12 protein-coding genes and 1 tRNA gene are annotated in these 13273 nt (G+C 54.0%); 2 read left to right on the forward strand and 11 right to left on the reverse strand.

The annotated features are described in order from the left end of the window. Positions 1 to 56: 56 nt before the first annotated feature. Genes PHT20_RS11155 through PHT20_RS11165 form a run of 3 tightly spaced genes read right to left on the reverse strand, consistent with a single transcriptional unit; the run spans position 57 to position 6156 of the window. The gene (locus PHT20_RS11155) at positions 57 to 1250 is read right to left on the reverse strand and encodes an MltA domain-containing protein (protein ID WP_301020560.1); all 1194 of its coding nucleotides are present in this window, start codon (positions 1248 to 1250) and stop codon (positions 57 to 59) included. Further along, positions 1247 to 2077, reverse strand: coding sequence for a carbon-nitrogen hydrolase family protein (locus PHT20_RS11160; protein WP_301020561.1), 831 nt, complete (start codon positions 2075 to 2077; stop codon positions 1247 to 1249). The genes PHT20_RS11155 and PHT20_RS11160 overlap by 4 nt, the downstream gene beginning before the upstream one ends. Further along, the gene (locus tag PHT20_RS11165) at positions 2074 to 6156 is read right to left on the reverse strand and encodes a YhdP family protein (protein WP_301020562.1); all 4083 of its coding nucleotides are present in this window, start codon (positions 6154 to 6156) and stop codon (positions 2074 to 2076) included. Before PHT20_RS11165 ends, PHT20_RS11160 begins: the two co-directional genes overlap by 4 nt. A 7-nt stretch (positions 6157 to 6163) precedes the next feature. Here PHT20_RS11165 and glnE point away from each other — a divergent pair, with 7 nt between their 5' ends. Further along, the gene (gene glnE / locus PHT20_RS11170) at positions 6164 to 8863 is read left to right on the forward strand and encodes a bifunctional [glutamate--ammonia ligase]-adenylyl-L-tyrosine phosphorylase/[glutamate--ammonia-ligase] adenylyltransferase (RefSeq protein WP_301020563.1); all 2700 of its coding nucleotides are present in this window, start codon (positions 6164 to 6166) and stop codon (positions 8861 to 8863) included. Positions 8864 to 8918: 55 nt separating this feature from the next. After that, positions 8919 to 9392, forward strand: a complete 474-nt coding sequence (locus PHT20_RS11175; RefSeq protein WP_301020564.1) for a cytochrome c — start codon at positions 8919 to 8921, stop codon at positions 9390 to 9392. Positions 9393 to 9750: 358 nt separating this feature from the next. Here PHT20_RS11175 and PHT20_RS11180 read toward each other — a convergent pair. The 8 genes from PHT20_RS11180 to infA all read right to left on the reverse strand — a co-directional run bounded on the left by PHT20_RS11180 (position 9751) and on the right by infA (position 13266). Next, positions 9751 to 9827, reverse strand: a tRNA-Met gene (locus tag PHT20_RS11180). Positions 9828 to 9843: 16 nt separating this feature from the next. Further along, positions 9844 to 10239, reverse strand: a complete 396-nt coding sequence (rplQ, locus tag PHT20_RS11185; protein WP_301020565.1) for a 50S ribosomal protein L17 — start codon at positions 10237 to 10239, stop codon at positions 9844 to 9846. A gap of 63 nt (positions 10240 to 10302) precedes the next feature. Beyond that, entirely contained in the window at positions 10303 to 11292 is a 990-nt protein-coding gene (gene rpoA, locus PHT20_RS11190; protein ID WP_300081708.1) for a DNA-directed RNA polymerase subunit alpha, read from the reverse strand. A gap of 96 nt (positions 11293 to 11388) precedes the next feature. Beyond that, positions 11389 to 12012, reverse strand: coding sequence for a 30S ribosomal protein S4 (gene rpsD, locus PHT20_RS11195; protein WP_301020566.1), 624 nt, complete (start codon positions 12010 to 12012; stop codon positions 11389 to 11391). Between the two features lie 78 nt (positions 12013 to 12090). Continuing rightward, the gene (rpsK, locus tag PHT20_RS11200) at positions 12091 to 12495 is read right to left on the reverse strand and encodes a 30S ribosomal protein S11 (RefSeq protein ID WP_300081702.1); all 405 of its coding nucleotides are present in this window, start codon (positions 12493 to 12495) and stop codon (positions 12091 to 12093) included. Between the two features lie 19 nt (positions 12496 to 12514). Next, the gene (gene rpsM / locus PHT20_RS11205; protein ID WP_300081699.1) at positions 12515 to 12880 is read right to left on the reverse strand and encodes a 30S ribosomal protein S13; all 366 of its coding nucleotides are present in this window, start codon (positions 12878 to 12880) and stop codon (positions 12515 to 12517) included. A gap of 24 nt (positions 12881 to 12904) precedes the next feature. Next, complete coding sequence (gene rpmJ, locus PHT20_RS11210; protein ID WP_084795560.1) at positions 12905 to 13018, reverse strand: 50S ribosomal protein L36; 114 nt, start codon at positions 13016 to 13018, stop codon at positions 12905 to 12907. A gap of 29 nt (positions 13019 to 13047) precedes the next feature. Then, a complete protein-coding gene (gene infA / locus PHT20_RS11215; RefSeq protein WP_223907181.1) occupies positions 13048 to 13266 on the reverse strand; it encodes a translation initiation factor IF-1 in 219 nt (72 codons plus the stop codon). Positions 13267 to 13273: the final 7 nt, after the last annotated feature.

The raw sequence follows: 13273 nt of genomic DNA on the forward strand, positions 1-13273 counted from the left end.
AGGAAATTCCGGTCAAAGGGGTGAAATAAAACCGCGTAATGGGTATGGTAACGCCATCAGCGTGGCCGCGGCCACAGCACCCACAGACGCAGCGGTTGGTTGAGCTGACCCGCCAGCTCACCCGCTGCAGTGCCCCAGCCGGCAAAATAATCGGCGCGTACCGCCCCCCGAATGGCACTGCCAGTGTCTTGCGCCAGCACCAGCCGCTGCAGCGTGAGCTGACTGCCTTCAGAGACCAGCCAGACCGGCGTGCCATAAGGAATGCTTTGGGGGTCGACCGCAATCGAGCGACCGGGCGTGAGCGGCACTCCTTGGGCACCTTTGGGGCCAAAACCACTGTCAAAGCTGTTCAAAATTTCTTCTTTGAAAAACACCACGCGTGGGTTTTGCCACATCAGCTCTTGCGTGCGCTGCGGGTTTTGCAGGAGCCAGGCGCGAATGCCTGGCCAAGAGGCATCACGCAGTTCGCCCTGGTCAAGCAGCCATCGGCCAATGCTCTTGTAGGGCTGGCCGTTGTTGCCAGCGTAGGCCAGCCGCACCCACTGCACGCGGCCATCGGCCTCGGTCAGGCGCAACCGACCCGAGCCTTGAATTTGCATCAACATGGCCTGCACTGGGTCGGCCACATAGGCTATGGCGCGCCCGTTGAGTGCGGCTTGCGCCTCAGGCCGGGTGTCGATGTCTTGCCGGGTGAACCACGGTGTGCGGGCGTTCAAGCCCACCGGGGGTTGAAACAATGGCACCTCAAAACCGCGGCTGGGGCGGCGCCGAGCCTCAAACTCTGGCTCGTAGTAGGACGTGAGCAGCCCGCTGCTGCGGCCTTGCAGCGACTCGACCCGGTAGGGCACAAACTGCGCTTGCAACCACTGCAGTTGCTCTTGTGCAGTGGCAATGCTCAAGGCGCGCACCTGTGGGCACAGCGCGGCAAACACATCGCCCGGGCGCTCACAACTTTTAAGCCAGGCGTTCCAGGCTTCAAACAGGGTGTCGGTCTGCAGGCCGGGCAGATCAGTCCACGGCACGGCCACCCAGCGGCTGCTGCCACGCTGCAGGGGTGGCAGGGTGCTGAGGTCGGGCACGTCCAAAGCGGCTTCAGGCACGGATGTGGGTGGCGCAGGCTCAGCAGTGGCAGGCACGCTGGCGGGTGGCTGCACCGGCGCGCTGCCGCAAGCCACCAGCAGGCTGGCTGCCAGTGCCAGAACCACATGCTTTGGCAGCACTTGCCAGTGTGTGTGGACAGCGCCCCTCATAGCACGCGGTGCTGCAGTGCAGGCAAACGCTTGCGGCAAGCGGTCAGGGTGGCCATGTCGAGGTCTGCCAACACCACGCCTGCACCCTGGGCTTGCTGCGCCAACACCTTGCCCCACGGGTCGACCAGCATGGCATGGCCCCAAGTGTGGCGCTGATTGTCATGCATACCGCCTTGCGCGGCAGCGGCCACATAGGCCAGGTTTTCAATGGCGCGGGCGCGCAGCAACACCTCCCAGTGGTCTTGGCCAGTGGTGTAAGTAAAGGCGCTGGGCACCAGCATCAGGTGCGCGCCAGCGGTGGCGTAATGCCGGTAGAGCTCGGCAAAGCGCAGGTCGTAGCAAACACTCAGGCCAATGCGCCAGGTATGGCCGTCACGTGAAGGCAGGTCAAACATGGTGGGGTGCTGACCTGCGCGCAGCACCAGAGACTCGTCATAGCGCTCCGTGCCGTTGTCAAACCTGAACAAATGCATCTTGTCATAGCGCGCCACACGCAGGCCTTGTGGTGAATACACCAAACAGCTGTTGAACACGCGCTCGGTGTTGCCCACACCATCGGTCTCGGCGCACAGAGGAATCGTGCCCCCCACCAGCCACACGCCCAACTGGCGCGCGGTGTCTGCCAAAAATTGTTGCAACAGGCCTTGGCTATCAGGCTCGGCCAGCGGCAATTTGTCGCGGTCGTGGTGACCCATCCAACAAAAATATTCTGGTAACACCAGCAGTTCGGCGCCCGCCTGTGCGGCTTGGCGCAACAAGGTGGCGGCCTGCTGCAGGTTGGTCTGGACGTGGGCACCAGAGACCATTTGAATGACGGCAAGGATCATGGCTTTGTGTCTTTAGAGGGGTGGGCGTGGTTGACTTTGGTGACTTGCGGGTCGGTCCAGGAGCCGGTCACATGCAGCTCCTGGGTGTTGGATTCAATCAAGGGGCGACGCAAAAAAAGCTGTGCCAAAAACGAGCCCAGCCCCACGGCCGGGTTGATGACCGAGGCAAGCAACGAGGCCGTGCCGGCATTGATCTCGGGTACCACCACCACTTTCAGGTCTTGGGTTTCACGGTCAATGTCAGCCTGGCCTTCCATCAACACGGCGGCGTTGACACCTTTCATTTGCAGGTTGTTGGTGTGGGCAATGCCTTGCACCACGGTCACGTCGCCACGCAAAAAATCAAATCTGAAACCTTCACTGAAGACATCGCGGAAATCAAGTGTCAGCCGCCGAGGCAAGGCTTGCAAGCTCAACACACCCAGCAACTTGGCAATGCCGGGGTCGGCTTTGAGAAATTGGCCGGCGGTCATGTTCACGGTAAAAGCGCCCCCCAGCGTGGGGTAATCGAGCTTGAGCGGCGAACCGAGCCAGGCCACCTGGCCTTCCAACTTGCCACTGGCCTGGCGCACCACATCTTTCATGCCCAGGCGTGCCAGCAACGCACCGCCATCAGCCACATCCAGTTTGAAGTTGAGCACGGTGCGCCGTCGCTCGCTGGGGTTGCTTGTTCTCTGGGGTGCGGTGGTGGGCTGCAGGCGTGTCCAGTTTCCGCTGGCAGTCAAGGTGGCCTCTGGCGTGTGCAAATTGAACTGGTTCAGCCGCCATTCAGGCACACCCGGTGAGGCCGGGGTGGCATTGGCCATGCGGTTGAGGGCTTGCACTTCCAGCCGCCCCATGTGTTTGCCACGCAGCTCAAAGTCGTCCACCACAATGTCGAGTGCAGGCACGCTGGCCGGTTGGGCATCCAGCATGGCTTCAACCTGGGTGGCTACAGATGGGGCAATGCTGAGGTGTTGCAGGCGCGCATAAACACGTCCGGCGCTGCTATTGGCATCTGTCCCTTGGGTGGGACGATATTCAAGGTAGCCATTGAGCTCGTTGGCATGCAGGTTGGCGCGCCACAGCGCCCCTTCCCGGCTGCCGCCCGCAACCAGCTGGTTAAAGGTGCGTCCGGCCACCTGCAACACATCGGCCTGCAGCGCCAACGTGCTTGGCAAATAAGCCATGGCCTCAGTGTGGTCACCATAGGTGGCCGCCAAGTCAGCAAACACCGCTTGCCAGGCATCTACATCCAGAAACGGCAAGTTGAGCTGGGCAAACACGCCTTGGGTTGGCATGGGCCAGGTTTCTTGCGCATTGGCATCCAGGCTGACCGCGCCACGTGTCACCCGGGCAAAGGCGCCCGAGAGGTTTCGCTCATACACGGCGCGTCCCACCCCAGCCACACTCAGGCTTAACCGGTCTGACTGCGCTGAGGCTGCGGCATCACCCGAGGGTGAAGCAGAAGTCAACTCGGTTTGAATGCGCAGTGGCAGCACTGAGGTGGCGTTTTTTTGCAGGGGTGCGGGCAAATTCAAGGCCATGCCTTGCAGGGTGCTCTGAATCAGCAGCTCCGGCTGACCCTGCCGAAATCCCAAGCGGGCGGTGTAGCTGGCGCTGCCCACTGCACGGTTTGCCAAGTGGGTGACCCAACCCAATTCTTTGGCTTGTTGCAAGCCCTCAGCGCTGACGCTGCCAGTTGCCACAATTTGGGTGGGCGCGCGCTGTGCGGTGGCCAGTGGCGAGAACACTAGGCCACCGTCCAGCAGGACATCACCCCCCAAGGCGCGCGCTTGCACACCTTTCAGGTCCAAACCACTCTGGCTAAAGTTCAACTGCCCGCGCACACGGCTGAGTTTGGGGGTGTCGGGGGTGATCTGCAGGTCGTTGCCGCTGAACAAAACACTGCCACGCACCTTGGACTGGTTCAAATGGGCGATCGGCAAGCTCAGTTGAAGGCTGGCTTGCGCCGCCCCGCTGCCTTGAGCTTGCGCCAGTGCAGCGCTGGTAAGGTCTTTCAGGGGCGAGGCGTTGATGACTCTGAGCGCATCGGGCACGCTGCCTTTGAGTACCGCATTGAGGTTGACCGTGGTGTGCAACAGGTCTGGAATCGTCACGTCTGCGCTGCTGATGTGCACATCAGGCGCTTGTGCAACGACAGCGTTGGCGTTTTTAACTTGCAGTTGGGTGCGGTCAATCAACAGCTGCCCACTGACGTCTGCCAACGTGAGCCAAGGCAATTCGTCTGCAGGTTGCAGACTGCGTGGCACAAATGTCAACGCGCCGTGCTGGATGTCAGCACTGATTTTGAACTGGCCTTGGCGCAGATCTGGCTGCGGCATGTTTTGGATATCGCCCTTGATGGCAAAGCGCACGTTGTTGGCTTGCCCAGCCGTGATGGCTTCACGGACGTAATCACGGGCACGTTCATCCATCAGCAGCGGCAGGTAGCGATGCACCTTGGTGCCATCCACTTGGTTGAGCGTGGCCTGCAGATCCAGCACGCCAGGAAAGCGGCTGTGATTGGGCGACGTGGTGGCGTCTGAGGTGTGCCATTTGACTTGCGCCGTGCCTTCGCCGTCTGCATTGGCAAAACGCACGTCATTGGCCTGCACGGCGAGCTGATCGCCCTTGACCAGCCAACGCAACTGCGCTGCAAAGCGTGACACATCCACCTGACTCTGCTGCAACACGCCTGGCAAATCAACGGTGCCTTGTTCAAGCTGCAGATCAACCTTGCCGCCGAGTTGATTCAACTCAAAATTTGCATTCAGGCCACTGACACCCGGCTGCCCATTGACAGCGGCCACGGTGAGCTGGCTCAACTGCCCCTGGGCGGTGTAACTTTGCAGAGCGCTCAAGGCGCCCTGCCAGGTCAGCGCCAGCTTGTTCGCATTGCCCTGGGGTCCATACTGAAAGAGTTGGTCGCGCCACAGGTCAGGGATGGGCAGTCGTTGCAGCAGTTGCGCCAGGGTCGCCAGATCAAGCCGATCTGCCTGAAATTCGCCCCGTGGCGCAATGGCACCTTCACCGCCCAGATACATCACATGCACGTTGCCGCCAGGCCAGTGCAACCCATCAGTCGCATCAAAGGTCAAGTTGTGCGCAGAGGCTTCAAAACCATTGGCCAGCTCGCGCCCAGCCACGCGCCCTTGGACATGTTGCACGGTTAGGGGCGGCAGATTTTTGTCGAGCGTCAAGTCAACTTCTTCCAAGGCCATGTCCGCCGTGACACCCGTGAACTGACCTTGACTCACGTCTAGCCATGCTCGCAGAGCACCCCGGCCTTGTCTGACGTCCACCTTGAGATCAACATGGCGCTGCAACGCGGAGAGATCAACCCGCTCAAACGCTGTGTACAGCTGACCCTCCCAATCTTGCCAGCGCCCGTTCTGGCGCGTGAGCAGCGGCTGCATGAATTTACCGCTCACACGCAAGCGATCTCCCCAAATTGTGGGCGGTGTGGCTTCCAGGCGCAGGTCATGGCGCCGACCAGAATTGCGCACCCACAGGTTCACATCGGTGAGTTCAATGGCATCGGCATTTCGCGTCTCGTCCGTCCAGTGCACGCTGCCACCTTGAATGGCAAATTCAATTTGCGAAAAAAACCAGTCTTGAAGTGGGGCATGCAAGGTGGAGGTGCCCGCCACATCCATGCCCGCCACGGTGATGCGGCCGTCTTTGAAGCGCCGCACTTCAAGTTGCGGAGCGTCAATGACCATTTGCTCAAACCCCAATCGCCACAGTGAGCGCACCGAAACGGCCACCTGGACTTTCGGCAGCTGGAGCACCGCACGACCTTGGTTGTCGTACAAAGCAACCTGCTCTAGCTCAAAAGATGGGATGAAACTGTTGGTTTTGGAGGCCAAACGCGCTACCCGCACCTGCAACCCTATGGCTTGCGTGGCTCGCGCTTCCAGCCAAGGACGAAAATTGTCGATTCGCGGCACAATCCACCAATGCAGTGCACCCCAGGTCAAGCCCACGACCAACCATGCCAACACCACCAAGCCGAGCATCACGTGCGTCAGAGCCGACCAGATTTTGAGTAAGTGAGACGGGGTTGGATGCACATTGAGACCATGAATTGACAACATCAGAATTATGACCCGCCCATCCCTTGCGCTGACTTCACGCTTTGCCCAGCGCATTCACCGCCGCTACGCGCAACAGCTTGATTTTTTAGCCCCTGGCTGTCCTGGCACTACTGACATTGAAGCGCTTTTTGCGTCGCTGACGCAGCAAGGACAAAGTTGTGCCAATGCCCTGCGCATCACGCGTCAGCTGGTTTTGCTCAGGCTGCTGACACTCGACTGCGATCAACAGTTAAGCCTGTCGCAAGTGACCCAATGCATGACCCATTTGGCAGAGTTCGCCTTGAATGTGGCGTTGGCAGAAGCTGAAAAAGCATTAGATCAATTGCACGGCGCCCCCATGACTTCTGCAGGCCAAAGGGCTCGGGTCTGGATTGTGGGCATGGGCAAACTGGGGGCACGTGAACTCAATGTGTCAAGCGACATTGATTTGATCTATGTTTACGATGATGACGGTGAAACCACTGGCAATTCAGAGGGGCGCAATCACATTTCTAACCATGAGTACTTTGCCAAGGTGGTCAAAGCGGTTTACGCCTTGGTCGGCGACACCACAGAACATGGGTTTGTGTTCAGGGTTGACTTGGCGTTGCGCCCCAACGGCAATTCAGGTCCGGCGGCGGTCTCTTTGGACGCGCTGGAGGAGTACCTTCACGTTCAGGGGCGCGAATGGGAGCGTTTTGCCTGGCTCAAAAGTCGGGTGGTTGCACCTGCACAGTGCGTTCCCGATGGGGCGATTCAAGCCTTGCGCAAGGTGGTGATGCCTTTTGTGTTCAGACGCTACCTTGACTACAGTGTGTTTGATGCCTTGCGCACGCTGCACAAGCAAATTCGCAGTCATGCCAGCAAGCGCAGCGCTGGGCATCCGGAGCGTGCCAATGATGTGAAGCTCTCACGCGGCGGTATTCGAGAAATTGAATTTACCGTGCAACTATTGCAAGTGGTGCGCGGCGGGCAGTTTCCAGAGCTTCGAACCCGCCCCACACTCAGTGCCCTGTTGCGCTTGGTGCGTGCCGGGTTGATGCCCGCCAGCACGGCGGAGGCACTGACACAGGCCTACATTTTTCTGCGCCAGCTGGAGCATCGCATTCAGTATTTGGACGATCAACAAACGCATGTATTGCCTGGCAATGATCAAGACCTGAACTGGATTGCGCACACCATGGGGTTTGCAGCGGCTGATCAACTTTTGGCACAGCTTGATGCCCATCGTGAGGTAGTTGCGCACGAATTTGACAAGTTGCTTGGTGGAAATGAGTCTGAATGCAAAGGGTGTCATGGCAAAAAATTTGAGAGCAGTCAAAGTTCTGTCTCAGACATGCTGCCGCAACTCGGTGAGCAGCTCAACGCCAGATTGACCGCCTGGTCCACCCTCCCGCGTGTGCTGGCCTTGCGTGACGAGGCCAGCGTGCGGCTGTGGCGCTTGATTTTGCGCACGCTTGAATGGGTGAAAGAAGGCACCGTCTCTGAAGTTTCTGCGTTGCGTTGGCTGGACTGGATAGAACCACTGCTTCGCCGTGAAAGTTATCTGGCGTTGCTGTGGGAACGCCCGCATGTGCATGAGCGATTGTTGCGCCTACTGGGTGCGGCGCGCTGGCCTGCACGGTATTTGATTCAGCATCCGGGTGTGATTGACGAGCTGGCCGCCACGGATGTTTTTTATGAGAGATTCAACGCTGATGAGTTTGAAGCCGACCTGGATTACCGCCGCTCGTCCCTGAAGGGCACCGGTGACGACGACGAAGAATCGTTGCTGAATTTGCTGCGCCGTGCACACCATGCAGAAGTTTTCCGAACGCTTGCGCGCGACGTGGATGGGCAGCTCAGCGTTGAGCAAGTCGCTGATGACCTGAGCGCTTTGGCTGACGCTGTGCTGCGCATCACCCTACGCTGGTGCTGGTCACTGCTTAAAAAAGCGCATCGGCCAGAGCCGCAAATTGGCATCATTGCCTACGGCAAACTCGGCGGCAAAGAGTTGGGTTACGGCAGCGATCTGGATGTGGTGTTCGTTTTCGATGATGAGGATGAGCGCGCCCCTGAGGTGTATGCAGCGCTGGTCAGGAAGCTCATCAATTGGTTGACGGTGAAAACGGGCGAGGGCGACCTCTATGAGATCGACACCGCGCTGCGACCCAACGGTAACGCGGGTTTGCTGGTGACCAGTTTTGCTGCCTATGCCAACTACCAGCAACAGCGCGGCAGCAACACGGCATGGACTTGGGAGCATCAGGCCATGACACGCGCACGCTGCGTGGTAGGTAACGCCAGTCTGCGTGCGCGCTTTGATGCAGTGCGCCTGGCGGTCATTGCTGCACCACGCGACGAGCAAAGTCTTCGCCAAGAAATCATGGCTATGCGCGTGCGCATGGCCTCAGCACACCCGCACAAACCTGATCAATTTGACTTCAAGCAAAGCGCTGGCGGCATGATTGACGCCGAGTTTGTGATGCAATTTTTGGTGTTGTCACAATCTGGTGCGTATCCTGAATTGCTTGCCAATGCGGGGAACATTGCGCTTTTAGAACGTGCTGAAGTGCTAGGACTGCTGCCAGAGGGTTTGGGGCACACTGCAGCAAACGCCTACCGAACCATGCGACAAGTGCAACACAAGGCGCGCCTGGACGAAACCCCCAGTTTTGTGTCACAAAATGAACTACAAAACGAGCGTCAGGCCATCTTGGCACTTTGGCACCACGTGTTTGGCGCTTAGGGGCACAGAACAGATTCAACCCAACCTCACTGATATTTTCAGCTTTGATTCCACCATGAACACACTCACAAAAATCGCCCTCTCTTTATCAGCCAGCCTGGTGCTTGTTGCCTGCGGTCAAAACCTCAAAGACACACATCCAGACCAACTGCTGACCAAAAGGCTAGCTATTTTTAAAAAATTCACCAAAGCGTTTGAGCCGCTGGGCTTGGTTGCCAGAGACAGGCAACCCTATGTCAAGGCAGACTTTGTGGCACAGGCATTGGTTTTGCAAGAACTGTCAATGCAGCCCTGGGAATATTTCAGCAAAGAGGGTAACTACCCACCCACACGTGCCAAATTGGAAGTTTGGACACAGCCTGACGCATTTAAATCTGAACAATTGGCTTTCAAGTCGAAAGTCGACGCTTTGGTACAAGTCTCAGCAAGCGCAGACATGACTGCCATCAAAGACAGTGTGGAGGCAGTGCAAAAGAGTTGTAAAAGTTGCCACGACAAGTTCCGGAATGACACGGCATCTAAAAGGTAAGAGCCGTAAAACCAGACATCAACTTATAAGCGAGGTGATGCGCGAGGCCAAAAACATCAAAAAATTGACTACCCGCTTGCATCGCAACCGATCGTCTTTCACGAAGAATGTCAGCATGTTGGAGAAGATGGGACTCATCGTCTCAAGGTAGCTGTCTAATCCCAGACACGGTTTTCAAAGGGTAGTGCAGACAGAGAAAGTAACTTTCTGGTTCACAGATCTATAGCCCAATGATCGTTACAGCGTTTTGACAAAATCCGCGGGCTACAGATGGGCTACGGATTGGCTATTTTTGGGCTACAAAGCAAAACGCCCACTGTTAGTGGGCGTTTACTTACGGGAAAAGCCCCGTATCTATTGGTTGCGCGAGAAGGATTTGAACCTCCGACCTTTGGGTTATGAGCCCAACGAGCTACCAGACTGCTCCATCGCGCGATATTTGTATTATAGACTATTTATCTGCTTCTGAGGTAACTTCAACTGAAGAATCTTCACGATCAACAAATTCAACCAATGCCATTGGGGCATTGTCACCCACGCGGAAACCCATTTTCAAGATTCGGGTATATCCACCTGGACGAGCTTTGAAACGAGGACCCAATACATTGAAAAGCTTTACAACGCTGTCACGATCACGCAAACGATCAAAAGCCAGTCGATGATTTGCCAAAGTAGGCTCTTTGGCTAAAGTAATCATAGGCTCAACAACACGGCGAAGTTCCTTTGCTTTTGGCAAAGTAGTTTTAATTACTTCGTGTTCAATAATGGAATTCATCATATTGCGCAACATCGCAAGACGATGTGATGAAGTACGATTTAATTTTCTAAGACCAAGACCATGACGCATAAATGTTCCTTTTATTTATAAAGAATAGCCGTATCAGGTACTATTCTGAGTGGGTATCTTTAATTAACGTTTTTCCAAAGCCGAAGGCGGCCAAGAATCTAATTTCATACCAAGTGTCAAACCACGAGAAGCCAAAACTTCTTTGATTTCATTCAATGACTTACGACCAAGATTTGGTGTTTTGAGCAACTCATTTTCGGTACGTTGAATCAAATCACCAATGTAATAAATGTTTTCAGCTTTAAGACAATTGGCGGAACGAACAGTCAGCTCCAATTCATCAACTGGACGCAGCAAAACAGGGTCAAATTGTGAACTTGACCGAGCCGATGAACTGACAATGGCATCCACTTCACCGCCTTCAAGTTGTGCAAACACAGCAAGCTGCTCAACAAGAATTTTAGCTGATGCGCGAATCGCGTCCTCCGCCGTGATGGCGCCGTTGGTTTCAATATCAACAATAAGTTTGTCAAGATCAGTTCTTTGCTCGACACGTGCACTCTCAACGGTATAGCTCACGCGACGAACTGGTGAAAAGGATGCATCTAAAACAAGCCGACCGATAGACTTGTTCAATTCATCCGCATGACGGCGAACAGAACCAGGCACATAGCCACGACCCTTCTCAACCTTGATCTGCATGTCAAGCTTGCCACCATACGAAAGGTTAGCAATGACATGATCAGGGTTGATGATTTCAACATCATGTGGTGTCTGGATATCTGCAGCTGTTACAACACCTTCAGAGTCTTTTCTGAGACTAAGTGTGACTTCATCACGATTGTGAAGCTTGAAGACCACACCTTTTAAGTTCAGCAAAATGTTAACAACATCTTCTTGAACGCCATCAATAGAAGAATACTCATGAAGAACGCCTGCAATAGTCACCTCAGTAGGAGCAAACCCCACCATCGATGACAAAAGAACGCGCCTTAACGCATTACCTAATGTATGGCCATAGCCACGTTCAAAAGGCTCTAAAACCACCTTTGAACGGTTATTTTCCAACTGTTCAACAGTGATAGTTTTTGGCTTCAGTAAATTAGCTTGCATATATAAACCTCTCAATACCCCCGATACGTTACATCGGTAAGGCTGATCTGAAGCTGAAATTCAGTTAAGAAACAGCAAAAATAAACAAATGAAAATTTACCGTGAGTACAACTCAACAATCAGAGATTCATTAACATCAGCAGCGAATTGATCACGATCAGGAACTGATTTAAACTTACCTTCAGCTTTGTCAGTATTGACTTCAACCCAATCAGGGAAGCCAACTTGTTGAGCCAACTGAAGTGCTTCAATCACGCGGGCTTGCTTAGCTGATTTTTCTCTCACAGTAACTGCATCACCGGCTGTAACCATGTAAGACGGAATATTCACAGATTTACCGTTAACGAGAATCGCTTTATGAGATACAAGTTGACGAGCTTCAGCTCGGGTCGAACCAAAACCCATACGATATACAACATTGTCTAATCTGCACTCTAAGATCGACAACAAGTTTGAACCAGTATTACCTTTACGGCGATCTGCTTCTTCAAAATATTTTCTAAACTGCTTCTCGAGAATGCCGTACATTCTCTTAACTTTTTGTTTTTCACGCAGTTGAACACCATAATCAGAAGTTCTTGCTCCTGATGTGCGACCATGCTGGCCTGGTTTTGAATCAAACTTCGCTTTATCGCTGATAGAGCGGCGAGCACTCTTCAAAAAGAGATCGGTACCTTCACGGCGTGAAAGTTTTGCTTTGGGACCTAAATAACGTGCCACTTGAGTTTCCTTTTATTCATCTTCCGCTGCGAAGCGGGAGCTCAAACAAGATATTGAATGAGCGGTGGGCTTAATAAATTAAATACGACGACGCTTTTGTGGGCGGCAACCATTGTGCGGAACAGGCGTGACATCAGCAATCATATTGATGCGAATGCCAAGAGCTGCCAATGCACGGACTGAAGATTCACGGCCTGGACCTGGACCTTTGATCTCAACATCAAGATTCTTAATGCCTTGATCAATGGCTGCACGACCAGCAACTTCCGAAGCGACTTGAGCAGCGAAAGGGGTAGATTTACGAGAACCCTTGAACCCCTGCCCACCTGATGAAGCCCAAGATAAAGAGTTACCTTGGCGATCGGTTATGGTGATGATGGTGTTGTTGAAAGACGCGTGAACGTGAGCAATACCATCAGCAACGTTCTTACGGATTTTTTTCCGCACACGCTGAGCAGCATTATTTGCAGGTGCTTTTGCCATGATTAACCTTCAGTGAGAATTATTTTTTAAGTGAGGCTGCTGCTTTACGCGGGCCTTTACGTGTACGAGCATTTGTCCGGGTGCGTTGACCACGCAATGGCAAACCGCGGCGATGACGAAAACCACGATAGCAACCAATGTCCATCAAACGCTTGATATTCATTGTTGTTTCGCGACGAAGATCACCCTCAATAGTGAATTTTCCAACTTCATCACGCAATTTCTCAAGATCAGCATCAGAGAGATCCTTGATCTTTTTGGAATAGTCGATGCCACAAGCTTCGCAAAGCTTGCGAGCACGGCTGCGACCAACCCCGAAAATAGCTGTTAAACCAATTTCAGTGTGTTTTTGCGGTGGGATGTTTATACCAGCGATACGTGCCATTTTAATCCTCTATTACTCTAGCTCTTAACCTTGACGCTGTTTGTGACGCGGATCTGTACAAATCACACGAACAACACCTTTACGACGAATAACCTTGCAATTACGGCAAATCTTCTTTACCGAAGCAGAAACTTTCATTGCCTTCTCCTAACAAATAAATAATAAAACTATTTAGCGCGAAATACGATTCGCGCACGACTTAAATCATAGGGTGTCAACTCGACAGTCACCTTATCACCAGGAAGAATTCGAATGTAATGCATACGCATCTTTCCTGAAATATGGCCGAGTACTATATGACCATTTTCTAACTTCACTCGAAACGTAGCATTTGGTAAGTTTTCAACAATCTCACCTTGCATTTGAATAACATCATCTTTTGCCATACTAAAC

The sequence above is a fragment of the Rhodoferax sp. genome, from assembly GCF_028715765.1.
GTDB lineage: Bacteria > Pseudomonadota > Gammaproteobacteria > Burkholderiales > Burkholderiaceae_C > Rhodoferax.